The sequence below is a fragment of the Stenotrophomonas sp. YJH_SMC_37 genome (assembly GCF_059370035.1).
The window spans coordinates 1-25,683 of the sequence record NZ_JCAFTG010000011.1 but is presented as its reverse complement, the minus strand read 5'-3'; the positions used below and the strand labels follow the sequence as shown (position 1 = coordinate 25,683).

Sequence of the window (25,683 nt, the reverse complement as noted above, 5' to 3'; positions counted from 1 at the left end):
TATAGTCGGGCACCTACCACCGTATGGGATGCCGCCATGAAACCGCTGTCCCTGGCCAGCCTGGCCGTAACCCTCAGCCTGGGTGCGCTGGGCACCCTGGCCCTGCCCACCCCTTCCGCGCATGCGCAGAGCGGCGTGGTCCGCTGCGAAAGCCAGAACAACCGCGAACGGGTCTGCAACACCGGCTGGCGCAATGCGCAGCTGGTCCGCCAGCTGTCCGGCAGCGCCTGCGACGAAGGCCGCACCTGGGGCAGCCGTAACGGCAGCATCTGGGTCAGCAACGGCTGCCGCGCGGAGTTCGTCGAGGCCCGTGGCGGCTGGGGCGGCGGCAACGGGGGCGGCTGGGGCGGCAACAACGGCCGGCCCGGCGAGACCATCCGCTGCGAGAGTCAGAACAACCGCGAGCGCAGCTGCCCGGTCGGCTGGCGCAATGCCCGCCTGGTCCGCCAGCTGTCCGGCAGCCCTTGCGACGAAGGTCGTACCTGGGGCGTGCGCAATGGCGCGGTGTGGGTCAGCAACGGCTGCCGTGCCGAATTCGCCGAGGCGCGCGGCTGGGGCGGTGGCGGCTGGGGCGGCGGCAACAGCAACTATTCCGTCACCTGCAGCAGCAACAACAACCGCTCGCAGACCTGCGACTGGGATGAGCGCCAGGGCCGGCCGGTGCTGCAGCAGCAGTTGTCGGGCAGCGCCTGCCAGGAAGGCCGCAGCTGGGGTTACTCGCGTGGCCAGGTGTGGGTGAGCAACGGCTGCCGGGCGCGTTTCGGCACGCGGTGAGGGGTAGCGCCGGGCCATGCCCGGCGAGCGCAGTGGCGCGGTCAACTGCAGAAAACCCGCCGGGCACGGCCCGGCGCTACCGGGCTGGCTGCGCGGCCTCATCACCCCAAGGTGGCGGTGGCAGGTCGACCGGCCTGCTCAGGTCGAACTGCACGCGGAAGCGGCGGCCGTCCGGGCGCGTCAGTTCGTAGACGAACGTCTGGTCCGGATCGATCTCCATCGCCCAGGTGTTGTGGGTCGACGCCAGCATGTCGGCGCGGCGGAACATCGCCACCGAATCGGCATCGGCCGGGAACTGCTGGCGCTCGGCGGTACCGGGCGGCGTGCTGTCGCCACCGTAGAGGGTGATCGCGTCGGGGCTGCCATCTTCGTGGCGGTGGTCGTGCTTCAGCCGCAGCCCGTTCGGCGTGCGGGTCAGCACCCAGGTCCGCGAGTGGTCATCACCCACGTGGAACGGGATGCGCAGCTCATGCGCCGGGTCGGCGCAGCCACGCACATGCATGACCAGGCGCTGCCCGGCGAACGGATCCTTGCCGGTCGGTGCCGGCGAGTCCTCCACCACCTTGCCGGCGTAGGCCTGGCCGCAATGTGCAGCGATGGCGGCCATGAAGGCGTCGGCAGGTGCGGTCGCCAGATCATGGGCGACCGTATCGGAGCGCTGCGTGCACGCAGCGAGGCTGAGCAGGAGGGCGGCGGTAGTGGCAACGGCAATCGATCTCATGCCCCAACCCTAACGGCCATGGACGATGGGCGCAAACCGCGCGCCAGTCCCGCTCAGCGCTCGGCAGACGGTGCTGTCGGCAGTGCTTCGATCGCCGCCACCGGTGCGGCCTCGCCCTGACCGGCCGGCTCCTGCTCCACCGGATCAACGTCAAACGGGGTACGGAACACCAGCGAAGGCAGCAGCGTAGTCAGCGCCGCGTACAGCAACAGCGCACCGAACAGCACCGCCGGGATCTGGAAGCGCTCGCGCATGATCGCCGCCAGCACCAGGGTGAAGATCAGCGTCGGTGCCAGCGCCAGCGAGACCCGCAGGCTGCTGCGGAAGCTCTCGCCGAACATCACCCGGCGCTGCAGCCAGACCACGCCGATGCGCAGCGGCAGCACCACCAGGGTGATCACGATGCCCAGCCCCAGCGCCTCGAAGCTGAGCGCTTCGCTGGGAACTTTGGTGCCGGCGTTGAAGAAGTAGAACGGCACGAAGAACGACGCGAACAGGCGCAGCGCGTGCAGGTTCTCGTGCGAGGCCAGCAGCGGCATGCGCTGGTGCAGCAGGCGCGCGACCAGGCCGGCGATGAACGCGCCAACCAGGTAGTACACGCCCAGCAGGTAGGTGATGTAGGCCGCCACCATGCCGACCATCACCAGCAGCGAGAATTCCGAGCCGGGCGCATGCGGTGCCACCCAGCGACCCAGCGCGATGAACAGCAACGGCAGGCCGACCATCATCGCCAGCAGCGCCAGGCTGGACAGCGCCATATGCCCCGGATCGCCGGCCTGCAGCACGATGAACAACGCCGCCAGCGCCAGCAGTTCGCCGGCGATGGCCTTGCTGGTCACCCAGAACCGCTCGTCCTCGCTCAGGCCCAGCCGCGACAGCGAATCCATGATGAAGCCCGTGGACGGCGTCAGCAGCGCCAACGCCAACAGGCCAGCGGCCTGCCACGGCAGCCCCGCATAGCGCCAAGCCAGCCAGCCCACGCCGAACAGCGTGCCGGTACGGATCACCAGGTGCGCCAGCAGCGGCCACATGCCACGGCGCAGCGCCTGCAGGTCCACTTCCAGGCCGGCGAACAGGAACAGCGAGGAAATGCCCAGGGTGGCCAGCAGTCCGATCACCGCATCATGTGCCTGATCCCCCAGCCAGAGCATGCCGATGATGCCGAACAGCAGGCAGGTCAGTGGTGCGGGCAGGCTGAAGCGCTGCAGCGCGCGCGGGATCACCAGCAGCGCGAAGATCAGCAGCAGGTAGATCAACTCATGGCTCATCGGGGTCTTCCGTGGGGTTCGAACGCGCGCAGGATGCGCGCGCCGAACCGATCCGGCAACCCACGTTTGAATGACCCCGGTTACCTCACCCAATCAGTCGATCGGCGATCCGGCCCACCTGGGCCAGCACCTGGGCGCGCTGCTCGTTGCTGATCGCACTGGCCTGCAGATAGGCGGTCAGCACCCACGATGCGCCGCCTGCCCGCGGCCACAACACGGCAATATCGTTGCGCACGTCCTCGCCATTGCTGCCGGTCTTGTCGCCCACCCGCCAGCGCTTGCCCAGTCCCGCGCGCAGGCAGGCGTCACCGGTCTCGTTATCGATCAGCCAGTCGGCCAGCTGCTGCCGCGATGCCGGCTGCAGCACTTTCCCCAGCACCACACGCTGCAGCGAACCCGCCATCGCAGCCGGGGTGGTGGTGTCGCGCGGGTCGCCCTTGGCAAAGCTGTTCAGCTCCGGCTCCAGGCGGTCACTGCGGCTCACCGTATCGCCACTGGCGCGCAGGAACGCGGTCACTGCGGGCGGGCCACCGACCACGCCGAACAGTAGGTTGGCGGCGGTGTTGTCGCTGGTGATGATCGTGGCACGGCACAGATCGCGCACCGTCATGTCCTTGCCTGCATGGCGGCGGGTAACCGGTGCGTGCGAGAGCAGATCGGCCTCGCGCACCGGCACGCGGGTGTCCAGCAATGCCGGCGTGCGCTCGGCCTGGCTGAGCACGGTAGCCGCCAGCATGCTCTTGAAGGTGCTGCACATCGGGAAGCGCTCGTCCTGGCGATGACCGATGCGGCGACCGCTGGCAGTGTCCAGCAGGGTCACGCCGAGGCGTCCGGCGCAGGCCTTTTCCAGCGCGGCGAAGTCAGTGGCGGCGGTAATGGCGGCATCGGTGGGTGCGTTGGCGGTGGTCTTGCCCGCAGCACGTGCCAGCAGCGGCAGGGCAAGCGGGGAAGCCACGGCGGCACCACTGAACTGCAGGAATCGGCGACGGGCGAGCATACGGGTTCTCCTGGGGACCGCTCGATTATTGAAGCCGCTATCGGGGGCGACCAGCGCAAAAAATCAACAGGAGGCATGAAGTGAATTAATGCCTGACGTATTCAACCCCTTAATTTTCCGAAATCCATGGTTGAAGCGTTAGGATCAGCCATCACTCCAGCTCACGACTGCGCGATGTTGCACCCTACCCTGCCCCTGAACGCGCTGCGCGCCTTCGAGGCCGCCGCCCGCCACCAGAACTTCACCCGTGCCGCGCTGGAGCTGTGTGTCAGCCAGGCCGCGCTGAGCCACCAGATTCGCGGGCTTGAGGACCGGCTCGGCATCCGCCTGTTCCATCGCCTGCCGCGCGGCGTGGCGCTCACCGAAGAAGGCGCGGCGCTGTATCCGGTGCTCAACGAATCGTTTGAACGCATCTCGGCCAGCATCGCGCGTTACACCGGCGGACCTGCGCGTGAAGTGCTGACCCTGGGCGTGGTCGGCACCTTCGCCACCGGCTGGCTGCTGCCACGGCTGGCCGCGTTCGAGGCAGCGCACCCGGACATCGAGCTGCGCCTGCAGACCCACAACAACCGCATCGACCTGGCCGGCGAAGGCCTGGACCTGGCCATCCGGTTTGGTGATGGCGACTGGCAGGGCCAGGCCTGCACGGCGATCCTCGACGCGCCGTTCGCGCCGCTGTGCGCGCCGGCACTGGCGCGGCGCCTGAAACAGCCGCGCGACCTGGGCACGCTGCCGCTGCTGCGCTCCTATCGCAGCGACGAATGGCCGCGCTGGTTGCAGGCGGCAGGCGTCAGTGGCGTGGAAGCCCGCGGGCCGGTGTTTGATTCGTCATTGACAGTGGCGATGGCCGCGGTCGGCGGCGCCGGCGTGGCGCTGCTGCCGCTGCGCATGTTCGAGCAGGAGCTGGCCGAAGGCCGCCTGCTGCAGCCGTTCGGCACCACACTGGAGCTGGGACGCTACTGGCTGACGCGGCTGCGCTCGCGTGCAGAGCGCGAGCCGGCAAAGCGGTTCCGCGAGTGGCTGCAGGCACAGGGATGAAACGCAGGCGACGTGGGTAGCGCCGGGCCATGCCCGGCGGCTTTTGCGATCCGTTGCGCTCGCCGGGCATGGCCCGGCGCTACCGATGGCATCAGGACTCGAGCAGTTCCATCCAGGCGGCTTCGGCCTTTTCCAGCTGCGCGGCGGCGGTTTCGCGGTCACGGCCAAGTACCGCCATGCGCGTGGCATCGGCGTAGTTGGCCGGGTCGGCCAGCTGCCGGTCCAGCTCGGCCAGTGCACCCTCCAGCTCGGCCACCTTGGCCTCGGCCGCGGCCAGCTTGTGCGGGTTCACCGGCTTCTTCTGCACCACCTGCGCCACCGGGGCGGTCTTGACCACCACCGGCTCTTCCACCTGTTCCATGCGCGCCTTGGTGCCCTGCGCCTGAGGGCGGGTCCGCAGCCACGCGGCGTAGGCATCCAGGTCGCCATCGAACGGCTCGACCACGCCATCGGCCACGCGCCAGTAGGTATCGCAGACCAGGCCGATCAGATGGCGGTCGTGCGAGACCATCACGATCGCGCCTTCGAAGGTGGCCAATGCTTCGGCCAGCGCTTCGCGCATTTCCAGATCAAGGTGGTTGGTCGGTTCGTCCAGCAGCAGCACGTTCGGCTGCTGCCAGGCGATCAGCGCCAGCGCCAGGCGTGCGCGCTCGCCACCGGAGAAGCCGTCGACCGGCTCGAACGCGCGGTCACCGGGGAAGTTCCACTTGCCGAGGAAGTCGCGGAACGACTGGTTCGGTGCGTCCGGGGCGATCTCGCGGAAGTGCTCCATCGGCGACTGGCCTTCGTGCAGCGACTCCACCGTGTGCTGGGCGAAGTAGCCGATCTTCAGGTCCGGGTGCGCCATGCGCTCGCCGACGATCGGCGCCAGTTCACCCACCAGGGTCTTCACCAGGGTGGTCTTGCCGGCGCCGTTGGGGCCGAGCAGTCCGATGCGCTGGCCCGCTTCCAGGCCGAAGCCGACGTTGTGCAGGATCACCGCGTCCTTGCCGTAGCCGGCCTCGACGTGGTTCAGGCGGATCAGCGAGAACGGCAGCTTGGCCGGCGGCGCGAACTCGATACGGAACTCACGCTCGGCGCGCACCGCTTCGGTGCCGGCCAGCTTGGCCAGGCGCTTCATGCGGCTCTGCGCCTGCGCGGCCTTGCTGGCCTGCGCCTTGAAGCGGTCGATGAAACTCTGCAGGTGGGCACGCTCGGCCTGCTCCTTCTCGTGCGCGATCTGCTGCTGGCGCAGCTGTTCGGCGCGCTGGCGCTCGAAATCGGTGTAGCCGCCCGGGTAGAGTTTGGCGCCGCCACCGTGCAGGTGCAGGGTGTGGGTGGCCACGTTGTCGAGGAACTCGCGGTCATGCGAGATCAGCAGCAGGGTGCCCGGGTACTTCAGCAGCCACTGTTCCAGCCAGTACACCGCGTCCAGATCCAGGTGGTTGGTCGGTTCGTCCAGCAGCAGCAGGTCGCTGGGCATCATCAGCGCGCGGGCCAGGTTCAGGCGCACGCGCCAGCCGCCGGAGAACGAGGAGACCGCGCGGTGATGGGTCTCGGCCGGGAAACCAAGGCCGTGGAGCAGCTTGCCGGCGCGCGCTTCGGCGTCGTAGGCCCCCATCTCGGCCATCTTGGTGTGTGCGTTGGCCACCGCCTCCCAGTCTTCGCGCGCGGTCGCCTCGGCCTCTTCGGCCAGCACCGCGGCCACCTCGGTGTCGCCGCCCAGCACGAAGCTCAGCGCCGGGTCCGGCAGTGACGGGGTTTCCTGGGCCACGCTGGCGATACGGACCTTGCCGGGCAGGTCGACGTCACCCTTGTCGGCCTCCAGCTCGCCCTTCACCGCCGCGAACAGGCTGGACTTGCCAGCACCGTTGCGGCCGACCACACCTACCCGGTAACCGGCGTGCAGGGTCAGGTCGACATTGGACAACAGCAGCCGCTCGCCGCGGCGCAAGGCGAAATTACGAAGGGAGATCATCGGGGGAGGGGTCCATATAACCGGATGGAATGTGCTGGTGAGCACTGTTCCTGCGACGTAATTCTAGCGTTAACGAATACTTGACGCGCCCCGGGATGCGCAGTGGCCGACGTTCCTCTCTCCCACGTCCCCGCCGCGTGCGTCCCGGGTCTCCTCCCGCCGATGCCTGTCCGGGCTAAATGGTTGCTGCTGCAACGTTTTTTCCGATGACCGGCATTTGACAGGCACTGAATATCCCGTTAATTGCTGTATTGCGCACCGCAACAACCGCCGTCCGCCTCACCCCCGTGATGTCGATTCCGGTGCCGCCCCCGCCAACCGGAGCCCCATCCCGATGACCCGCAAGACCAGCCTGATCGCCGCCGCCGTCGCTGTCGCACTCGGTGGCTCTCCGTTCGGTGCCGCTGCCCAGCAGGCCGGCACCGCCGCCAACACCCTGGACACGGTGATCGTCACCGGCACCCGCGTGGCCGACCGCACGGTCGCCGAATCGCAGTCGCCGATCGACATCATCACCCCTGAAGTGCTGCAGTCCACCGGCACCAGTGAGCTGGCCACCGCACTGTCGCGCGCCCTGCCCTCGCTGAACTTCCCGCGCCCGGCCTTGACCGACGGCACCAGTGGCGTGCGCCCGGCGCAGCTGCGCGGCCTGTCGCCGGACCAGGTGCTGGTGCTGGTCAACGGCAAGCGCCGCCACACCTCGGCGATGATCAACGTCAACGGCAGCATCGGCCGTGGCTCGTCGGCGGTGGACATCAATGCGATCCCGATCGCCGCCATCGAGCGCGTGGAAGTGCTGCGCGACGGTGCGTCGGCACAGTACGGCTCGGACGCCATTGCAGGCGTCATCAACATCGTGCTCAAGGGCAGCGGCCGTGGCGGCAGCCTGGCCGTGGACTACGGCCAGTACTCGGCCGGTGACGGCAACAAGTACCAGCTCTCCGGCGATACCGGCGTCGAGTTCGGCAACGGCCGTGGTCGCGTGCACGTGGCTGGCCAGATCAGCCAGCAGGACGAGAGCAACCGCGCCGGCCCGTACCGCGGCACCACGCCGAACACCGGCAACTTCCCCAGCATCGGCCAGAAGACCTTCATCGTCGGCGACCCGCGCGTGGATGCCACCGCCGCCTCGGCCAACGCCAGCTTCGACTTCAGCGACCACGTGACCGGCTACGCCAGCGCGCTGCTCAGCAACCGCGACATCACCTCGTTCGCGTTCTACCGTTCGCGCAACCACAGCGGGCAGAGCGCGCTGCTGGCGCAGACCTACCCGGACGGCTACGTGCCGGAGATCAACCAGTACTCCAAGGACCGCTCGCTGGTGGCCGGGGTCAAGGGCAACACCGACAACGGCTGGACCTGGGACCTGAGCCTGAACCACGGCGAGAACACCCTCGACTTCCACACCCGCAACAGCATCAACTACAGCCTCGGCGCCACCAGCCCGCGCTCGTTCTACGACGGCACGCTGAAGTACCAACAGGACATCTTCAATGCCGACCTGACCAAGTCACTGGACTGGGGCCTGGCCTACCCGGTCACGCTGTCCTTCGGTGGTGAGTACCGCAAGGAAAAGTGGGACCAGAACCCGGGCGAGCTGAACTCGTACACCGGCAGCGGCGCGCAGGGCTTCGCGGGCTTCACCCCGACCAATGAAGTGCATGCCGACCGCCACAACTACGCGGTCTATGCCGGCCTGGAAGCGGACCTGACCGAGAAGTTCTCGGCCGGCATCACCGGCCGCTACGAGGACTACTCGGACTTCGGCGACCGCTTCTCCGGCAAGCTGTCGGCGCGCTATGCATTCACCGACAAGGTCGCGCTGCGTGCCACCGCCTCCAGCGGTTTCCGCGCGCCCTCGCTGGCGCAGCAGGGCTACCAGGCGGTGACCAGCCAGTTCCTCAATGGCGTGTTCGTCGAGCGTGGCACCTTCCCGACCACCAGCCCGGCCGCGCAGGCGCTGGGCGCCTCGCCGTTGAAGGCCGAAACCTCCACCTCCTACAGCCTGGGCCTGGTGCTGCAGCCGGTCGACCGCCTGTACATCACCGTCGACGCGTACCAGATCGACATTGATGACCGCATCGCGCTGTCGTCCAGCATCACCACCAACGCCGCCACCAGCGCACTGCTGGGCACCCTGGGCCTGCCGCAGGTGACCGCGTTCTCGTACTTCACCAACGGCCTGGATACGCGCACCCGCGGCGTCGACTTCGTGTCCAGCTATACGGTGCCGTTCAGCGCCAGCAGCCTGGAGCTGACCGCCGCCTACAGCTACAACGACACCGAAGTGCGCCGCGTGGGCGGCACGCCGGCGGTGTTTGGCACGCTGGGCCTGACCCAGTCACTGATCGGCCGAGATGAGATCGGCCGCATCGAGGACAGCTACCCGCGCGACAAGGCGATCCTGAGTGGCACCTGGCGTTCGGATCACTGGGAACTGGGCCTGGCCGCAACCCGCTACGGCAAGTTCACCGTGCGCAACTCGGCCACCGCGCTGCGCGACCAGACCTACGGCGATGCCTGGGTGGTGGATGCCTCGGCCAGCTACAAGCCGAGCAGCAACTGGACCCTGACCGTGGGCGCCGACAACCTGCTGGACAAGTACCCGGACCGCACCGAAGACCTGCAGAACTCCACCTTCGGCATGCTGCCCTACAGCAACTACTCGCCGTTCGGCTTCAACGGCGCGTATGTGTACGGGCGGATCAAGTACACCTGGTAAGCGGTAGTGCCGGCCGCTGGCCGGTATACCCTCGCCACATCTCTCACACCCGCCGGAGTGATCCGGCGGGTGTTTTGTTATGTGCTGCGGGCAAGATCAGCCGCGCGGCTGGCAATTGGACGTGCGATGACCTTCTACGATCACACGGACAGACTCGAGACAGTTGTCCAGACTGTCAAAATTCACGCTCACTTGAAGACCAGGGAGCATCCAGCTCGCGCTGCCAAATGTCTGTTATCGTGCCAACGACTGGCCCTTTGGCCAATGCGCTCTTCGAGAATGGACGGCGGATCATCGAACTGAAGACCGAATGGCAGCGACCCAGCCCAGGCTCTTGAGTTTCCCAATCGATCGCGGATGAAACTGATACCCGTGCATACCGGATGGCCACCGGGCGTGCCCCGCTTGCTGTCGAAGTAAAGGATGAAGCCATGCTCGTCGGCTCTATCGACGACCTCCCTGCTCGACTCCGCCATCAGACTCGCAAGACCAAACTCCCGGAACACTGCCCGGAAATCAGCATCCTCGGTCGATCTGCCGAGGACAGCGAGCACCTGCTCCGCTGAAGGGTACTCGCGCATTGCCGGTGCGCAAGCCAATGGACGCATGGGAATTCCCAAGCTGATATCAAAGATCCCACACGCTCCTGCCTGCTTGATGCATCCAGCCTGATACGTCAGACGGATGCGGTAGTCAGGCAACCACCACGCGTCACGCCTGCCGGCGTGCAAGCTGTCTCCGAAGCCCGCCGTGGCGAGCCTCTCGCGAGCTGTCGTCCTGTCGTCCTCCCATTGCAGGCCAAACGGCAGATCGCCTTCGTACCTGCGCATGACATCTGGAATGCCTGCCGTCACCGCAACGTTGGTGAAGATCAGCTCACCGCTCTTACCGTGCGAAGCAACGGATCGCCCGTTCCAGTAGTTGCGCTCGCTGAAGGAGAACAGCATGCCCTGCCCGCTCACACGCAGAATCGCCTCGTAAGGGCTTTTTGCAGGATGGGCCAGCTCTGGCCTTCGCCTGACGCCAAGCGATTGCAGCACCGTTGTGACGGCTGGGTCAGTGGCGTTTCTGCCAAACAGCGCTGTTACTGCCTGGATGTGCACCATATTTGTTGGAAGAATCATGGAAGCCCCACTGTCCATTCGAGCGGGTTGCGCATACGCCGCGATTACGCTTGGCTATGAGTACGGTCCACCGGAATGCCAACGGATACGCAGCGAATCGAATCTCCGGGACCGGAAAAATCCACCGTAAGCTCCAGACCGCTGACCCACCAGATATCCACTTCTCCAGAAAAGCCCATCTCGACAGCGTTTCCTGCACCCAGAACGGCAAGTCGCTCCCTGACATGTGGACGCAGCATGGAAAAGCTCACTCCGTGGGGTAAAGACCCAGCGTAGGCCCGCTTGTTTTTCCTGACTCCCCAGAAGATCGCGTCGGTCAGCACCCATGGGCCATCGTCCAGATCGTGATACGGAATGTCCTTCAGTAGTCCGATGTCCTTGAATTCCAACTGCAGCGAACCCTCGCTGTCGGTCCATATTCGCCTTCCGGCCAAGTTGAACGGATAGCGACGGAAGTCGACCTCGCCGATTTCCAGTTCAAGGAGCAACCGGGACATGGAAGCAGAACTCGTGTCCTGGCCTACCGCCTGAATCACTACGTCAATGTCGGGAAGCTTCATGCGGTCATCCACCCCTGCAGTCTGAAGAGAGCAGGCCCCGCCTGGTTGGCAAGCAGAAGGGGCAATGAGCACATGGTGACGCGTGCGGGGCTCGGGAAAACTTCGGCCAGACCTCAGGCGTCCTGCCCAGAACGCGCGCCACCAGAATGACTTCCCACCCTCGTATATCATTGGATCGACTGAAAACCTTGGCGCACAGGAGCAAAGGGTCCTGCGATGGCACCGCCGCGTATCGAACCCATCCCCTTCCCGTGCCTTTCTCGGGTGGCGTCGGCCTGCCTGCGGTTCACGGTCCAGAGCCACTGGCCACCCCAAATAGGTCCGATCCCGACAGCGCCACCCTCGATCGCGCCGCACACGCCAGGCCGGACGCCGACCACTGATGGCTCCGCCCACGCAACGATCCGATACGCTGGCCCGGTTTGCCGTATGTGGCCGCATCGGTGAAAATCGGGGCATTCCCCCGATTTCCTGCGAGTGCCGATGCACCATGACACCGACCTGATCAACATCGTGGCCGTTGGCCTGGGGCTCGCCTTCATCTTCGGCGCGCTGGCCAACAAGCTCCGCTTGTCTCCCCTGGTCGGTTACCTGGTTGCTGGCATCTGCGTAGGCCCGTTCACCCCCGGCTTCGTCGCCGACCAGGCGCTGGCCAACCAGCTGGCCGAACTGGGCGTGATGCTGCTGATGTTCGGCGTCGGCCTGCACTTCTCGCTGAAGGACCTGATGGCGGTCAAGGCCATCGCCATCCCCGGTGCCATCGGCCAGATCGCGGTGGCCACCCTGCTCGGCTGGGGCGTGGCCTCGCTGATGGGCTGGCCCGCCATCCATGGCGTCATCTTCGGTTTCTCGCTAGCCACCGCCAGTACCGTGGTGCTGCTGCGGGCGATGGAGGAACGCCGTCTGCTGGAGACCATGCGCGGCAAGATCGCGGTCGGCTGGCTGATCGTGGAAGACCTGGCCTGTGTGCTGGCACTGGTGATGATGCCGGTGATGGCCGGTGTGTTCGGCCCCGACGCGGCCAAGGAGTCGCACTCGCTCGGCAGCGTGCTGGCCGACATCGGCTGGACCTTCGTGCAGCTGGGCCTGTTCGTGGCGGTGATGCTGGTGGTCGGGCGCCGGGTCATCCCGTGGATCCTCGAACGTATCGCCGGTACCGGCTCGCGCGAGCTGTTCACTCTGTCCGTGCTGGCGATCGCGCTGGGCGTGGCGTTCGGCTCGGCGATGCTGTTCGGCGTCTCGTTCGCGCTGGGCGCGTTCTTCGCTGGCATGCTGCTCAACGAATCAGAACTGAGCCACAAGGCCGCGCATGATTCGCTGCCGCTGCGCGATGCGTTCGCGGTGTTGTTCTTTGTGTCGGTCGGCATGCTGTTCGACCCCAACATCATCGTGCAGCACCCGTGGCAGGTGCTGGCCACGGTGCTGATCATCATGTTCGGCAAGTCGGCCGCCGCGTTCTTCATCGTGCGTGCGTTCGGCCACCCGACCAGCACCGCGCTGACCATCTCGGCCAGCCTGGCGCAGATCGGCGAGTTCGCCTTCATCATCGCCGGCCTCGGCGTGGCGCTGCAGATCCTGCCGAAGGAAGGCCAGTCGCTGGTGCTGGCCGGTGCGCTGGTGTCGATCATGCTCAACCCACTGGTGTTCGGCCTGCTCGACCGTTGGCAGGCCAAGCAGGAGCAGTCCCCGCAGGCACCCGAGCCGCCTGAAGCCATCGGCCCGTCACGGGACCTGCATGACCACGCCATCGTGATCGGCTATGGCCGGGTCGGCAGCGAACTGGCGCAGGTGCTGAGCGACCGTGGCGTGCCGGTGCTGGTGATCGATGACAACAAAGAGCACGTCGAGCAGGCGCACGCCAAGGGCCTGGCAGCGATCCGTGGAAGCGCCGCCGCCGACCGGGTGCTGGCCGAGGCCCATCCGGAGCTGGCCAAGATCGCAGTGCTGGCGATCCCACAGCCGCTGGAAGCCGGCGAGGCACTGGCCAAGCTGCGTGCGATCAACCCGGACCTGACCCTGCTGGCGCGCGCGCACAGCGATGCGGAAGTGAAGCATCTGCTGGAACACGGTGCCGATGGCACGGTGATGGCCGAACGTGAGCTGGCTTACTCGCTGGCGGAGATGATCATGTCCACACCGCCGTACCGGAATCTGGGGCAGCACAGTATCCCGGTGGTGTGAGAAGTGTGCTTGCGGCAGGGCTTGCAGCCCGGCACCTGCTGAAGCAACTTCAACTGCAACGGCAAAAGCAAAAGCAGGCATTCCGTGGGATGGCGGGGTGGGTCCGCCTTCGACAGTTCCCCGCTGCTGTTGGTGCATTGGGTCAAATCCGTTTTCCGCAGGAAAACGGATCTGACCCCGGAAACAAAAAAATCCCCGGTCGACCCGCATCGACCGGGGATCTGGATCGCCACGTTGCCACGCCTTGGAGAGGCAGTTCCACCGTAGCGCATCGCGCCACCGGTGGTGATCGCCTGTGGCGATATGCACCAAGCGCGCGGCTATCAGGCTGCGGCCAGGGCCTGCTCCAGGTCGGCGCGCAGGTCGCCGATGTGCTCGATGCCGATCGACAGCCGCACGGTGTCTTCACTGACGCCGGCCTTGGCCAGTTCCGCCGCATCCAACTGGCGGTGGGTGGTCGAGGCCGGATGGGTGGCCAGTGACTTCGCATCGCCCAGGTTGACCAGGCGGGTGAACAATTTCAGCGCGTCAAGGAAACGTGCGCCTGCCTCGCGCCCGCCCGGCAGGCCGAAGGTCAGCACGCCCGAGCCGTGCCCACCCAGATAGCGCTGCGCGGCGGCGTGCTCGGGGTCGTCGGCCAGTCCGGCGTAACGCACCCAGGCGACCTTGTCGTGCGCCTTCAGGAACTGCGCGACGGCCAGTGCATTGGCGTTGATGCGTTCCATGCGCAGGGCCAGGGTCTCGATGCCCTGCAGGATCAGGAACGCATTGAACGGCGACAACGCGGCACCGGTATTGCGCAGCGGGACCACCCGCGCGCGCCCGATGTAGGCCGCCGGCCCCAGTGCTTCGGTATAGACCACGCCGTGGTAACTGGGGTCGGGTTGGTTGAGGCGGGCGAAACGCTTCGGCTGCGCCGCCCAGTCGAAGCGGCCGGAGTCGATGATGGCACCGCCGAGGCTGGTGCCGTGGCCGCCCAGGTACTTGGTCAGCGAATGCACCACGATGTCGGCGCCGTGCTCGAATGGGCGCAGCAGGAACGGCGTGGCCACGGTGTTGTCGACGATCAGGGGCACGCCAGCGGCATGCGCGACCTCCGCAATCGCAGCGATGTCGGTGACGTTGCCACGCGGGTTGCCGATGGATTCGACGAACACCGCCTTGGTGCGCTCGTCGATCAGCGCGGCGAACGCAGAAGGATCAGCCGGATCAGCAAAGCGCGCTTGGATGCCGTACTGCGGCAGCGTGTGCGCCAGCAGGTTGAGGCTGCCGCCATACAGCGCGCTGGAGGCGACGATGTTGTCGCCGGCCTCTGCAATGGTCTGGATGGCATAGGTGATCGCGGCCTGCCCCGAGGCCAGCGCCAGCGCACCGATGCCGCCTTCCAGCGCAGCCAGGCGCTGCTCCAGTACGTCGGTGGTGGGGTTCATGATGCGGGTATAGATGTTGCCGGGCACCTTCAGGTCGAACAGGTCGGCGCCATGCTGGGTGTCATCGAAGGCATACGCCACCGTCTGGTAGATCGGCACCGCCACCGCGCGGGTGGTCGGGTCGGGACGGTAGCCGCCGTGCACGGCCAGGGTTTCCAGTTGCCACTGCGGGTCGCTCATCGGGCCAGGCTCCATCCGGGGAAACCGCCACCATAGGCCAGCCGTCGCCCGCCGCTGAAAGCTGCTGGCGATGACGCCCATACCGGGGGTTATCAGGTTGGCCGCGATTCAGGCAGCGGTCACGGGGCGTTGATAGGCTTCGCCGCCGGGCGCTCCTGCCCGGGCACGGAGGCCTCACGCGCATGCAGCCATCCCCCTGGACACCCACCGCCAACGGTACTCCGACGCAGGTCCTGCTGGTGGAGGACGACCGTCGCCTGGCCGAACTGGTCAGCGACTATCTCCACGAACATGGTTTCGCCGTGCAGCATGTGGCGCGCGGTGACCTTGCCGGCGCGGCCTGCCGCCAGCATGCGCCCGAGCTGGTGGTACTGGACCTGATGCTGCCCGGCCTCGGCGGCATCGACGTGTGCCGACAGATCCGCAGTTTCTCCGACGTGCCGATCCTGATGCTGACCGCCTGCGAAGACGACATCGAGCAGGTGCTGGGCCTGGAGTCGGGTGCCGATGACTATGTGCACAAGCCGATCGAACCGCGCCTGCTGCTGGCGCGCCTGCGCGCGCTGCTGCGCCGCCGCCACGGCAGCAGCAACACTGGCACGCCCTGCCGGCTGATGCATGGTGAACTGCTGATCGACCGCATGCAGCGCGAGGTGCATCTGCATGGCCAGCCGGTAGACATGGGCACCACCGAATTCGAGATCCTGTGGCTGCTGGCCAGCCAGCCGGGGCAGATCCTGTCGCGCCACCAGATCCTGCAGGCGGTGCGCGGCATCGGCTTCGACGGCCTGGACCGCAGTGTCGATGTCAGCATCGGCAAGCTGCGCCGCAAGCTGGGCGATGACGCGCGCGAGCCGCGGCGGATCAAGACCGTGTGGGGCCGCGGCTACCAGTTCAACCCGTCGGCCTGGACCGCATGAAGCGGCTGTTCCTGTGGCTGTGGTTCATCACGGGTGCCTGCTTCCTGGTGTCGGTGTTCTTCCTCAACCACATCCTGGATGGCATCTACACGCCCGTGCAGGATCGCGTCTTCGTCCAGCAGGTGCGTGGTCAGGTGTACGCCCTGCGCAGTGGCCTGGCCGGCCTGGATGCCGACCAGCAGCGTGAGCGCCTGCAGCAGTGGCAGCCACACTACGGCATCGCCCTGACCCTGCTCGACAAACCTCCAGCACTCGACGCGCAGGAACAGGTGGCCGTGAAGGCCGATGGTTTCATCGTGCGCGATCAATACCAGCAGGTCCTGCTGCCCATCGAGGGCAGCGATGGCCGCTGGCTGCACCTGCGCCTGCCTGGCGCGGTGCAGATGACGACGTACATGACCATCGCCGCCTACCTCAGCATCCTGCTGCTGGTGGGCGCCAGCCTGTACGCGTGGGTGCGCCTGCTCTGGCGCGACCTGGAAGCGCTGCGCCTGCACGCCGACCGCATCGGCGCTGGCGATCTGCAGGCACGTGCGCAGGTCTCGCCACGCTCGCAGATCCGGGTCATCGTCGACCACTCCAACCGCATGGCGGCACGCGTGGCCGAACTGGTGCAGCGCCAGCGCGACCTGACCCATGCGATCTCGCATGAGCTGCGCACGCCGATCGCGCGCGTGGCCTTCGGCCTGGACCTGATGCAGGACAGCGACGATCACGAACGCCGTGCACGGCTGGCACAGGGGCTGCACGGCGATCTGGCCGAGCTCAACCGGCTGGTCAGCGAACTGCTGGCGTATGAGCGCCTGGAGCATCCCAGCGAAGGCGAGCCGATGCAGCGCATCGAAGCCAACGACTGGCTGCAGGCCTGTCTGGCCGATGCACGCCGTGATGCCGAACGCGCCGGCGTGGTCCTGCGCGTGCAACCCAGTGCATTGCCACGGGTGGATGCCGAGCCGCGCCTGCTGCAGCTGGCACTCAGCAACCTGGTCGGCAATGCGCTGCGCCATGCGCGCTCGCAGGTGGAAGTCTCGCTGGTCGGTGTCGGTGGCCGCGCCTGCCTGCGCGTGGATGACGATGGCCCCGGCATCGCCGAAGCCGATCGGGAGAAGGTGATGCGCCCGTTCACCCGCCTGGATGACAGCCGCAGCCGCGATACCGGCGGCTTCGGCCTGGGCCTGGCCATTGTCAGCCGCATTGCCGTCCGCCACGGCGGCGAGCTTCGCATCAGCCGCGCCACGTTGGGCGGCGCACGCCTGGAAATGCACTGGCCGCTGGCTGCCAGCTGAACGCCCACGGGCGCAATTACAGTTGATTACAACTCCCGCACAACTGCGGACGGATCGGTCGCCGGCGTATCGCCACGCTAGCGACCCTGCAGCACGCGCCGGATGCGCGCGCTGCCTTCCTCCCATTGTCGAGAGTTTCCATGTCCCAGCTTCGCCGTTCCCCCGCCCTGCTCCACCTGGCCCTGTTGCCGCTGTTCGCCGCACCGATCGCCCACGCCAGGGATGACCACTGGACCTTCGAGCTCGCTGCCGGCGGTGGCGTGGCGCCGCGCTACAGCGGCAGCGAGGAGTATCGTGCGACGCCGTCGTTGTCCTTTGATGTCACCTCGCCGGGTGGATGGTTTCTGGGCACCAGTGGCATTGGCTGGGGCACCTCCATCGGCGAGCACACCCGCGTGCGCGCGTATGTCGGCGCCAGCGGCATCCGCAAGGAAAAGGACTCGCTGCTCGGCGGTTCCGACTTCCTGCGCGGCATGGGTGATATCGATACCCGTCCCCTGGTCGGCGTCTCGGCTGGTTATACGCTGGGCGAAGCCGTGCTGAGCGGCTCCTGGCAGTTCACCCGCAAAGACGAGGACAAGGCCGAGAACGGCCTGGCCACCCAGCAGGTGCACTTGAACCTGAGCATGCCGCTGTTCGACCTGGCCGGCGGCGTGGTCAGCGGCAGCGTGTCCACCGACTACGGCAACCGCGGTTACATGCAGACCTGGTACGGCGTCAGCCCGGAACAGGCTGCGCGTACCGGCTTTGCCGAGCACAAGCCAAAGGCCGGCCTGGTCAGTGCCGGTGTCGGCCTGAAGTGGAGCCACCGCGTGGGCCGCAACGGCAACTGGTACATCTCGGCCGAAGGCACGCGCCTGCTCGGTGATGCCGCCGACAGCCCGATCGTGCAGAAGGCGAACCAGTTCGGCTTGATGAGCGGCTATACGCACCGCTTCTGATGCATGAAGGGCGCCGCTGGGCGCCCTCTTCTGCTGCGATCAGCGGCAGGCCGGGGCGTCGCCGCTGCCGCACAAGCCAACCTCGCGCAGCCAGCCGATCCACTGCACGACGTCGTCCTTCTCCGGTTCGGCGCGGAACGACTTCTGCACGGTGTGGAAGCCCTGCCTGCCCTGCATGCCCTTGATCCAGGTGAACTCCGGTTTGCCGGTGCCGGGGTTCAGCGGGCAACTGAGCATCAGCAGCGCGAATGGCCGTCCGCCCTCCTCGCCTTCGCGGATCCAGTGGCTCTGCGCAGCCGGACAGGCCATGCGCCACCCCGCCTCGATGATGCCGAGGAACTCGCGCGGACTCACATGGCCACTGTTCGGCGCATCATTGACGGTAACCATGTCGGTCCAGTCCTGCACGGTCTGGCCCTGCGGCACGTACTCGGTGATGCGGTTGCCTTGTGCGTCGGTGCTCTGGTGGGCCTGCTGGTAACCCTTCATCGGCGGCAGCTGGACCTGTTCGACGGCTGCGGCGTGTCCAGCAACTGCAGCGAGCGCCAGCGCCAGCGCAAGCGCCAGCGCCACGCAGAGTGAAACCCTGCGGGTAACGTCCATGCGGTTCTCCTCGTCCTTGCGAAAGTAAAACGGGATCATTGTGCCTTGCTGAGGCGTTGGTGGCGCGCCAGCCATGGCAGGCGCGCCACCGGTTCAGGCCTTGGCGAAGACCAAATGCCCACCCTCATTGCCGACTTCGATGGTGTCACCGTTGACGAACGCGCCGGACAGGATCTGCTGCGCCAGCGGATTCTCCAGCTGCGACTGGATCGCGCGCTTCAGCGGGCGCGCGCCATATACCGGATCGAAGCCGACGTTGCCGAGCAAATCGAACGCCGCATCGGAGACCGACAGCTTCAACCCGCGCTCGGCCAGGCGCTTCTCCAGCCCGCGCATCTGGATGCGCGCGATCTGCTTGATCTGCTGCTTGTCCAGCGGGTGGAACACCACGATGTCGTCCAGGCGGTTGATGAACTCCGGACGGAAGTGCGCCTGCACCACGCCCATCACCGCCGCCTTCATCTGCGTGTAGGCCTCCGGACTGTCGTCGGCGCTCATGTCCTGGATCTGGTGCGAGCCCAGGTTCGAGGTCATCACGATGACGGTGTTGCGGAAGTCCACGGTGCGGCCCTGGCCGTCGGTCAGGCGGCCATCGTCCAGCACCTGCAGCAGGATGTTGAACACATCCGGGTGAGCCTTCTCCACTTCGTCCAGCAGGATCAGCGAGTACGGGCGACGACGCACGGCCTCGGTCAGGTAGCCGCCTTCCTCGTAGCCGACATAGCCCGGAGGCGCACCGATCAGGCGCGCGACGCTGTGCTTCTCCATGAACTCGCTCATGTCGATGCGGATCATCGCGTCGGCACTGTCGAACAGGAATTCGGCCAGCGACTTGCACAGCTCGGTCTTGCCGACGCCGGTCGGGCCGAGGAACAGGAACGAGCCGGCCGGACGGTTCGGATCGGACAGGCCTGCACGCGAGCGGCGCACGGCATCGGAGACGACCTTGATCGCTTCCTCCTGGCCGACCACGCGGTTGTGCAGCACCTCTTCCATGCGCAGCAGCTTGTCGCGCTCGCCTTCGAGCATCTTGTTGACCGGGATGCCGGTCCAGCGCGAAACGACCTCGGCGATCTCCTCGTCGGTCACGCGGTCCTGCACCAGCTTGAAGTCCTTGTGCTCTGCTTCCTGGGCCGCGGCCAGCTGCTTTTCCAGCTGCGGCAACAGGCCGTACTGGATCTCGCTCATCTTGGCGAAATCCTGGCGGCGCTGCGCGGCCTCCAGCTCCAGCTTGGCCTGCTCGACCTGTTCCTTGATCTTGGTTGCGCCCTGCAGCGCGGCCTTCTCCGACTTCCAGATTTCATTGAGATCGGAGAACTCGCGCTCCAGCGCATCGATGTCCTTCTCCAGATCGGCCAAGCGCTGCCGCGAGGCTTCGTCCTTCTCCTTTTTCAGCATCTCGCGCTGGATCTTCAGCTGGATCACCCGGCGTTCCAGGCGATCCAGCTCCTCCGGCTTGGAGTCGATCTCCATGCGCAGGCGTGAGGCGGCTTCGTCCATCAGGTCGATGGCCTTGTCCGGCAGCTGGCGGTCGGTGATGTAGCGGTTGGACAGCGTGGCTGCAGCCACGATGGCCGGGTCGGTGATTTCCACACCGTGGTGCACGGCGTACTTTTCCTTCAGCCCGCGCAGGATCGCGATGGTGTCCTCCACCGACGGCTCGCCCACGAACACCTTCTGGAAGCGGCGCTCCAGCGCAGCGTCCTTCTCGATGTACTTGCGGTATTCGTCCAGCGTGGTGGCGCCGATGCAGTGCAGCTCGCCTCGCGCCAGCGCTGGCTTCAGCATGTTGCCGGCATCCATCGCGCCATCGGCCTTGCCGGCACCGACCATGGTGTGCAGTTCGTCAATGAACAGGATGATCTGGCCTTCGTTCTTGGCCAGGTCGTTGAGCACGCCCTTCAGGCGTTCCTCGAATTCACCGCGGAACTTGGCACCGGCGATCAGCGCGCCCATGTCCAGCGACAGCACGCGCTTGCCGCGCAGGCCTTCGGGTACTTCGTCGTTGATAATGCGCTGGGCCAGCCCTTCGACGATCGCGGTCTTGCCCACGCCGGGCTCGCCGATCAGCACCGGGTTGTTCTTGGTCCGGCGCTGCAGCACCTGGATGGTGCGGCGGATTTCCTCGTCGCGGCCGATCACCGGGTCGAGCTTGCCGCTCTCGGCGCGCGCGGTCAGGTCGATGGTGTACTTCTCCAGCGCCTGCCGCTGCTCCTCGGCATTCTCCGACTGCACGTTCTCGCCGCCGCGCAGCTTGTCGATGGCCGCCTGCAGGCGGGTCTTGTCGGCACCGGCGGCGCGCAGCGCCATGCCCAGCGTGCCACCATCCTCCAGCGCCGCCAGCACGAACCACTCGCTGGCGATGAAGGCGTCACCGTGCTGCTGGGCCAGCTTGTCGGTCTGGTTCAGCAGGCGCCCCAGATCGTTGCCCATCGAGACGTTGCCGGCCTGGCCGGATACCTTGGGCAGTGCGTCCAGCGCCTCGGTCAGGCGCTCGCGCAGGACCGGTACGTTCACCCCGGCCTGGGCCAGCAGCGGGCGCGTGCTGCCGCCCTGCTGGTCCAGCAGCGCGCTGAACAGGTGAACCGGTTCGATGATGCTGTTGTCGCGGCCCACGGCCAGCGACTGTGCGTCTGCCAGCGCCTGCTGGAAACGCGAGGTGAGCTTGTCCATCCGCATTGCGAATCCTCATCGGTCATCAGGGCCGGCCCGCGCCGGCGATGCTGGGAAGATGCGGTTGCCCCACCCCGTTTCAAGGGTGGCTGCGACTGCACCCCGGGGCCAGTCAGCCTGCGGCCAGCATGCCGGAACGAGTGTGGTCGGCGCGTTGATCCCGATCAGTTCGGCGCAGTGGACCGGTTCAGCGGGTGATCGCAGAGCGGAGCGCCCGCAGCTGCTGCTTGATCGCCCGCGCCTGTGCAGGATCCATGCGTAGCAGGGCCTTCTGCCCGATCGAGCGTGACTGCAGGGTGGGATCGACGAAGCGGTAACGGCCGCGCTCGTCGCGCTGCACCAGAGGCGCCTGGGCCAGTTCCGGGGTATCAAGCAGATGATCGATCACCGTGACCAGGCGATCATTGAAATATCCGTCGGGCCGGCCCAGGTCGACGTAGGCCTGCTGGATCAACGGATAGAAGCGCTTGTAGGCCGTTGCCGTTGCTGCCGGATCCAGCGCGGTGAAGGCCTGCACATAGGGCGCATAGCGCGCCGCGTTGCTGGCGGCGGTGCGATCACCGCCTTCGCCGGGCTCGACCTGGAGGTCGCCCGGCAGCGGCCGTGCGGCCAGCGCAGTGGGCGGCACGCTGGGCCTGTCCAGGTTGTCGACCTGGGTGACCAGGCGCTGGATCAGGTGATCGCGCAGCAGCAGGGTCATCGGGCCCTCGCCCTGGAACAGCTGGCTCAATGCGCCCCAGGCAGCCGCATCACTGTCGGCCAACTTGGGCAGCGCCGGGTCAGCGGCGGCCTCGGTGTCCAGCGGATGCCTGATCGGCGGCGGTGCTGGCGCGGGGTCCGCGGCCGCCTGCGGTTGCGGCGGTGCGCTGGTGCTGGCGGGGGTTGACTGCACCGGCACCGAAACACCGTCTGCCAGGTGCCTCAGCTGATCGCGGAACAACCAACCGCCCGCGCCGCCGATCACCACCACACCCAGCACCCACGGCCATACCGCCTTTGCACTCTGCATGATGCAGCACCTCGTTTCACACGCATGGAGAAGGTGTGACCCCACCGATTGCAGCCGGTTCCCCGCCTGTTCCGCTGCCGTTCGGGTTGAGACCTGCAGCAGAGCCGCGCTCACGCCTGCTTTGCATGCTCCGCGCGACGCTGTGGGTCTTTTCCTGTGGAGGCACCGCCATGCAGTACGCGCTGTACTACTGGACCGGCATTCAGGGCCGTGGCGAGTTCGTGCGGCTGGCGTTGGAAGATGCCGGCGCCGACTACATCGACATGGCACGGGTGCACGGCGATGCGGTGATGCAGCCGTTTCTCGATGGCAGCAGTGAAGGGGCACAGCCCTTCGCGCCGCCGTTCCTGAAGGCCGGCCGCCAGGTCATCGCGCAGGCCGCGGCGATCCTGGATTTCCTCGGTCCGACGCTGGACCTGGTGCCACAGGCGGCCTCGCGGCGGATGCAGGCGTTGCAACTGCAGCTGACCATCGCCGACCTGGTGGCCGAGGTGCATGACACTCACCATCCGATTGCCGCATCGAAGTACTACGAAGCGCAGAAGACCGAGGCCAAGGCACGTGCCGCGTCGCTGCGCAGCGAGCGCCTGCCGAAGTTCCTGGACTACTTCGAACGGGTGCTGGCCGCCAACGGTGGCCGCCATGCACTGCGCGAGCATTCGTACGTGGATCTGTCGCTGTTCCAGCTACTGAGTGGGCTGGACTACATGTTTCCACGCCGCATGCAGGCACTGGCGTCCACCCTGCCCCTGCTGCGCGCGCTGCAGGCGCGGGTGGCGAAGCGGCCGAACATCGCCGCCTATCTGGCCTCGGAACGACGTCTGGCGTTCAACACGAATGGCATCTTCCGCCACTACCCGGAGCTGGACGCCGAACGGTAGTGCCGGCCGCTGGCCGGCAGAGCGCGCTGTAAGCATTAGCCGCCTGCAACACGCCCCTGTAGGGCCGAGCCATGCTCGGCTCAGAGCAGCCGAGCGCAGGCTCGGCTCTACAGAGCACCAGAAGTGGAAGGAGCGGTAGCGCCGGGCCATGCCCGGCGTCACCGGTCAATGATCGGTGCGATCAGCCAGCGGTTGCACCGGCTGCTTCTGCAGCGACAGCAGGCCCAGCAGCACCGCCAGGGCCACGTAGGCGCCGGCAAACTGCAAACTGATGATGCGCGCCAATCCTTCCAGGTCCCACGGCAGGTAGATGCCGCCGCGCGGATCCACCGAGTGGATCAGCCCGAACAGTGTCAGCAACGCAGCCACCAGCAGGAACCCGCAGGCACGGCGCAGGCGGCCATCGACCATCGCCGCCACCGCCGAAATCCACAGCATCGAGGTGATGATGAAGCCGTTGCCGAGAGTGAAGATCACCGCCAGCTCCGGCAGGCCGTGGCCGTCGAGCTTGGTCAGCAGCTGCGGCAGCTGGTCCGGTGCGATCCAGCCCGGCGCCTTGATCGCCAGCAGGTAGGCCACCGAAGGCAGGAAGCCGAATACCATGGCACCGCTATGGTGACGCGGCGTAGCCTGGAACGCCTGGGTGGTGATGTCGATGGCCACGTACACGATGATCGGTGCGAGCACCGCCAGCGGCAGCCATTGCACCAGCCCGGAGATGATGCCGAGCATGCCGCCGATGCCGACGAACAGGCCCGTCAGCAGCGTGTAACCGCTGCGCGCGCCCATGTGCTTGTACGCCGGCTGGCCGATGTAAGGCGTGGTCTGCGCCACGCCGCCGCAGACACCGGCCACCAGCGTGGCCACCGCTTCCACCAGCAGGATGTCGCGGGTGCGGTAGTCATCGCCGGCCGCACGCGCGCTTTCGGATACGTTGATGCCACCGACCACCATCAGCAGGCCGAACGGCAGCAGCAGCGGCAGGTAGGTCATCGCGGTGGGCAGGCCGTCGAGAAAGCCCAGCGTCGGCAGCGGCAGCACCACCTGCGGCGGCACCCACGCCGGCACATGGAAGCCCGGCGCGCCCAGCCCGGCCAGGCCCAGGCCGTAGTACAGCGCGGTGCCGAACACGAAGGCCAGCAGCACGCCCGGGCCTCGCACCGGCAGCTTGCCCTTGGCGATCAGCACATACAGCAGCAGGCCCAGCGTGGTGAAGCCGACCAGCGGCGAGCGCAGCGTCTCCAGCAGCGGCAACAGGCCCATCAGCACCAGCGCGATGCCGGCGATGGAACCCAGCAGCGCGGCACGCGGCAGCGCACGGGTGACCGCTTCACCGAAGAACGACAGCACGAACTTGAGCACGCCCATGATGACCAGCGCGGCCATGCCCAGCTGCCAGGTGGCGATGCCCGCCGCGTGCGGGTCCATGCCCTGCTGCTTGAAAGCGATGAAGGCCGGGCCAAGCACCAGCAGGGCCATGCCGATGCTGGTCGGGGCATCCAGGCCGAGCGGCATGGCGGTGACGTCGTCACGGCCGGTACGCGCGGCGAGCCGGCGTGCCATCAGGGTGTACAGCAGGTTGCCGATCAGCACGCCGAAGGCGGTGCCGGGGAACATGCGGCCGAACACCACGTCGGCGGGGAACTGGAAGATCCCGACCAGAGCCATGGCGATGAAGCCGAGGATGGAGAGGTTGTCGACGACCAGGCCGAAGAAGCCGTTGAAGTCGCCGGCGACGAACCAGCGACGCGGTACGGCGGAAGCGGGAGCGGACATGGAAGGGGCGGTGGGGGTGGGGACCGCCGATGGTAGGCCCAGCGGGGCTGGCGCGCCAATTCCGTCGTGGAATGATGGGTTCCAGCCAACGGCGGGGCCCCTCGTGGCTGGGTTGGTCGCGGACAGCGGACCTCAGGGGGTGGGCCGGGCGGGTAGGCTGCGCAGGGGTCGCTGCAAGTACGTCCCTGTAAGCTCGGTCGCCGCATCCATGCGGCTCACGCCCCTGCGCAGCCTACCCGCCCGGCCCCTGACAGTTTCCTGCGCGTGCCAGCCACGGAAAAGAATCAGAAGATCAAAAGCAAAGGCAGGCTCTCGTTGTAGCGCCGAGCCCACGCTCGGCTGCTGTACGCGAAGCCTCTCAGCCGAGCATGGCTCGGCTCTACAGAAGATCATTCCGATCATTCTTTCGTTCATCCACGCATGGCGTGGATCAACCGTGTCGACCAAGGTAGACATCCACCAGTGCAATATCCCGTTCCGGCAGATTGCAGGAAGCTGTCGAAGGCGGGGTGGGTCCGGTTGCGGGGGCGTGAGCCGCATGGGCCCGAGGCATGCCTCGGGCGGGTTGGGCAGGACGCCCAACCCCGGTCTTGCCGTGTGCGCAGGATTGCGCACACGAGCAAGCGGCGACCGAGCTTACAT

Annotated in this window: 19 protein-coding genes; 8 read left to right on the top strand and 11 right to left on the bottom strand. The window is 66.8% G+C overall.

Going from position 1 to position 25,683, the window contains the following annotated elements:
* Window positions 1–36: 36 nt before the first annotated feature.
* Complete coding sequence (locus AC5P8J_RS15570; protein ID WP_111098901.1) at window positions 37–774, top strand: DUF3011 domain-containing protein; 738 nt, start codon at window positions 37–39, stop codon at window positions 772–774.
* A gap of 76 nt (window positions 775–850) precedes the next feature.
* On the opposite strand, the gene AC5P8J_RS15565 is transcribed toward AC5P8J_RS15570, so the two are convergent.
* From AC5P8J_RS15565 to blaL2, 3 genes are all read right to left on the bottom strand, one after another.
* Window positions 851–1,495, bottom strand: coding sequence for a hypothetical protein (locus AC5P8J_RS15565; protein ID WP_134731900.1), 645 nt, complete (start codon window positions 1,493–1,495; stop codon window positions 851–853).
* Window positions 1,496–1,548: 53 nt separating this feature from the next.
* Complete coding sequence (locus AC5P8J_RS15560; RefSeq protein WP_227854166.1) at window positions 1,549–2,763, bottom strand: cation:proton antiporter; 1,215 nt, start codon at window positions 2,761–2,763, stop codon at window positions 1,549–1,551.
* Window positions 2,764–2,848: 85 nt separating this feature from the next.
* Entirely contained in the window at window positions 2,849–3,760 is a 912-nt protein-coding gene (blaL2, locus tag AC5P8J_RS15555) for a L2 family extended-spectrum class A beta-lactamase (protein WP_494540166.1), read from the bottom strand.
* Between the two features lie 174 nt (window positions 3,761–3,934).
* Here blaL2 and ampR point away from each other — a divergent pair, with 174 nt between their 5' ends.
* The gene (gene ampR / locus AC5P8J_RS15550; RefSeq protein ID WP_021204719.1) at window positions 3,935–4,798 is read left to right on the top strand and encodes a LysR family transcriptional regulator AmpR; all 864 of its coding nucleotides are present in this window, start codon (window positions 3,935–3,937) and stop codon (window positions 4,796–4,798) included.
* A 91-nt stretch (window positions 4,799–4,889) separates the two neighbouring features.
* Here ampR and AC5P8J_RS15545 read toward each other — a convergent pair whose 3' ends face one another.
* Window positions 4,890–6,755, bottom strand: a complete 1,866-nt coding sequence (locus AC5P8J_RS15545; RefSeq protein ID WP_019660143.1) for an ABC-F family ATP-binding cassette domain-containing protein — start codon at window positions 6,753–6,755, stop codon at window positions 4,890–4,892.
* 334 nt (window positions 6,756–7,089) lie between these two features.
* On the opposite strand from AC5P8J_RS15545, the gene AC5P8J_RS15540 reads away from it, so the two are divergent.
* Window positions 7,090–9,477, top strand: a complete 2,388-nt coding sequence (locus AC5P8J_RS15540; protein ID WP_111101984.1) for a TonB-dependent receptor plug domain-containing protein — start codon at window positions 7,090–7,092, stop codon at window positions 9,475–9,477.
* A 188-nt stretch (window positions 9,478–9,665) separates the two neighbouring features.
* Here AC5P8J_RS15540 and AC5P8J_RS15535 read toward each other — a convergent pair whose 3' ends face one another.
* Both AC5P8J_RS15535 and AC5P8J_RS15530 read right to left on the bottom strand, forming a co-directional pair.
* Window positions 9,666–10,601 carry a hypothetical protein gene (locus AC5P8J_RS15535; protein ID WP_288040773.1) on the bottom strand — a complete coding sequence of 312 codons (936 nt, stop codon included), beginning with the start codon at window positions 10,599–10,601 and terminating at the stop codon, window positions 9,666–9,668.
* Window positions 10,602–10,645: 44 nt separating this feature from the next.
* On the bottom strand, window positions 10,646–11,161 hold the full coding sequence (locus tag AC5P8J_RS15530; RefSeq protein ID WP_019338704.1) for a hypothetical protein: 516 nt from the start codon (window positions 11,159–11,161) through the stop codon (window positions 10,646–10,648).
* A gap of 483 nt (window positions 11,162–11,644) precedes the next feature.
* On the opposite strand from AC5P8J_RS15530, the gene ybaL reads away from it, so the two are divergent.
* Window positions 11,645–13,342, top strand: coding sequence for a YbaL family putative K(+) efflux transporter (gene ybaL, locus AC5P8J_RS15525; protein ID WP_456115856.1), 1,698 nt, complete (start codon window positions 11,645–11,647; stop codon window positions 13,340–13,342).
* 323 nt (window positions 13,343–13,665) lie between these two features.
* On the opposite strand, the gene AC5P8J_RS15520 is transcribed toward ybaL, so the two are convergent.
* Entirely contained in the window at window positions 13,666–14,952 is a 1,287-nt protein-coding gene (locus AC5P8J_RS15520) for an O-acetylhomoserine aminocarboxypropyltransferase/cysteine synthase family protein (RefSeq protein WP_197575570.1), read from the bottom strand.
* A gap of 182 nt (window positions 14,953–15,134) precedes the next feature.
* Between AC5P8J_RS15520 and AC5P8J_RS15515 the strand changes: the two genes are divergently transcribed.
* The 3 genes from AC5P8J_RS15515 (at window position 15,135) to AC5P8J_RS15505 (ending at window position 18,099) form a co-directional block, all read left to right on the top strand.
* On the top strand, window positions 15,135–15,872 hold the full coding sequence (locus AC5P8J_RS15515; protein ID WP_478436014.1) for a winged helix-turn-helix domain-containing protein: 738 nt from the start codon (window positions 15,135–15,137) through the stop codon (window positions 15,870–15,872).
* A complete protein-coding gene (locus tag AC5P8J_RS15510; protein ID WP_459390010.1) occupies window positions 15,869–17,158 on the top strand; it encodes an ATP-binding protein in 1,290 nt (429 codons plus the stop codon). Before AC5P8J_RS15515 ends, AC5P8J_RS15510 begins: the two co-directional genes overlap by 4 nt.
* A 140-nt stretch (window positions 17,159–17,298) precedes the next feature.
* A complete protein-coding gene (locus AC5P8J_RS15505) occupies window positions 17,299–18,099 on the top strand; it encodes a MipA/OmpV family protein (RefSeq protein WP_021204727.1) in 801 nt (266 codons plus the stop codon).
* A 39-nt stretch (window positions 18,100–18,138) separates the two neighbouring features.
* Here the strand turns inward: AC5P8J_RS15505 and AC5P8J_RS15500 are convergent, their stop codons facing one another.
* The 3 genes from AC5P8J_RS15500 to AC5P8J_RS15490 all read right to left on the bottom strand — a co-directional run bounded on the left by AC5P8J_RS15500 (window position 18,139) and on the right by AC5P8J_RS15490 (window position 22,384).
* Window positions 18,139–18,741, bottom strand: coding sequence for a hypothetical protein (locus tag AC5P8J_RS15500; protein ID WP_495216946.1), 603 nt, complete (start codon window positions 18,739–18,741; stop codon window positions 18,139–18,141).
* Between the two features lie 54 nt (window positions 18,742–18,795).
* On the bottom strand, window positions 18,796–21,381 hold the full coding sequence (gene clpB, locus AC5P8J_RS15495; RefSeq protein WP_155030007.1) for an ATP-dependent chaperone ClpB: 2,586 nt from the start codon (window positions 21,379–21,381) through the stop codon (window positions 18,796–18,798).
* A 181-nt stretch (window positions 21,382–21,562) separates the two neighbouring features.
* The gene (locus tag AC5P8J_RS15490; RefSeq protein ID WP_494540162.1) at window positions 21,563–22,384 is read right to left on the bottom strand and encodes a DUF3014 domain-containing protein; all 822 of its coding nucleotides are present in this window, start codon (window positions 22,382–22,384) and stop codon (window positions 21,563–21,565) included.
* 170 nt (window positions 22,385–22,554) lie between these two features.
* On the opposite strand from AC5P8J_RS15490, the gene AC5P8J_RS15485 reads away from it, so the two are divergent.
* Window positions 22,555–23,265 (top strand): glutathione S-transferase, encoded by a 711-nt coding sequence (locus AC5P8J_RS15485; protein WP_494540161.1) that lies wholly within the window; start codon window positions 22,555–22,557, stop codon window positions 23,263–23,265.
* A gap of 165 nt (window positions 23,266–23,430) precedes the next feature.
* On the opposite strand, the gene AC5P8J_RS15480 is transcribed toward AC5P8J_RS15485, so the two are convergent.
* Window positions 23,431–25,041 (bottom strand): SulP family inorganic anion transporter, encoded by a 1,611-nt coding sequence (locus AC5P8J_RS15480; RefSeq protein ID WP_494540160.1) that lies wholly within the window; start codon window positions 25,039–25,041, stop codon window positions 23,431–23,433.
* Window positions 25,042–25,683 lie beyond the last annotated feature (642 nt).

Coding starts and splice junctions, on each gene's coding strand:
- blaL2 (WP_494540166.1), bottom strand. CDS start 3,760: ATGCTCGCCCGTCGCCGATTCCTGCAGTTCAGTGGTGCCGCCGTGGCT.
- AC5P8J_RS15520 (WP_197575570.1), bottom strand. CDS start 14,952: ATGAGCGACCCGCAGTGGCAACTGGAAACCCTGGCCGTGCACGGCGGC.
- ybaL (WP_456115856.1), top strand. CDS start 11,645: ATGCACCATGACACCGACCTGATCAACATCGTGGCCGTTGGCCTGGGG.
- AC5P8J_RS15545 (WP_019660143.1), bottom strand. CDS start 6,755: ATGATCTCCCTTCGTAATTTCGCCTTGCGCCGCGGCGAGCGGCTGCTG.
- AC5P8J_RS15535 (WP_288040773.1), bottom strand. CDS start 10,601: ATGATTCTTCCAACAAATATGGTGCACATCCAGGCAGTAACAGCGCTG.
- AC5P8J_RS15540 (WP_111101984.1), top strand. CDS start 7,090: ATGACCCGCAAGACCAGCCTGATCGCCGCCGCCGTCGCTGTCGCACTC.
- clpB (WP_155030007.1), bottom strand. CDS start 21,381: ATGCGGATGGACAAGCTCACCTCGCGTTTCCAGCAGGCGCTGGCAGAC.
- AC5P8J_RS15500 (WP_495216946.1), bottom strand. CDS start 18,741: ATGATCCCGTTTTACTTTCGCAAGGACGAGGAGAACCGCATGGACGTT.
- AC5P8J_RS15570 (WP_111098901.1), top strand. CDS start 37: ATGAAACCGCTGTCCCTGGCCAGCCTGGCCGTAACCCTCAGCCTGGGT.
- AC5P8J_RS15485 (WP_494540161.1), top strand. CDS start 22,555: ATGCAGTACGCGCTGTACTACTGGACCGGCATTCAGGGCCGTGGCGAG.
- AC5P8J_RS15505 (WP_021204727.1), top strand. CDS start 17,299: ATGTCCCAGCTTCGCCGTTCCCCCGCCCTGCTCCACCTGGCCCTGTTG.
- ampR (WP_021204719.1), top strand. CDS start 3,935: ATGTTGCACCCTACCCTGCCCCTGAACGCGCTGCGCGCCTTCGAGGCC.
- AC5P8J_RS15490 (WP_494540162.1), bottom strand. CDS start 22,384: ATGCAGAGTGCAAAGGCGGTATGGCCGTGGGTGCTGGGTGTGGTGGTG.
- AC5P8J_RS15515 (WP_478436014.1), top strand. CDS start 15,135: ATGCAGCCATCCCCCTGGACACCCACCGCCAACGGTACTCCGACGCAG.
- AC5P8J_RS15480 (WP_494540160.1), bottom strand. CDS start 25,041: ATGTCCGCTCCCGCTTCCGCCGTACCGCGTCGCTGGTTCGTCGCCGGC.
- AC5P8J_RS15565 (WP_134731900.1), bottom strand. CDS start 1,495: ATGAGATCGATTGCCGTTGCCACTACCGCCGCCCTCCTGCTCAGCCTC.
- AC5P8J_RS15560 (WP_227854166.1), bottom strand. CDS start 2,763: ATGAGCCATGAGTTGATCTACCTGCTGCTGATCTTCGCGCTGCTGGTG.
- AC5P8J_RS15510 (WP_459390010.1), top strand. CDS start 15,869: ATGAAGCGGCTGTTCCTGTGGCTGTGGTTCATCACGGGTGCCTGCTTC.
- AC5P8J_RS15530 (WP_019338704.1), bottom strand. CDS start 11,161: ATGAAGCTTCCCGACATTGACGTAGTGATTCAGGCGGTAGGCCAGGAC.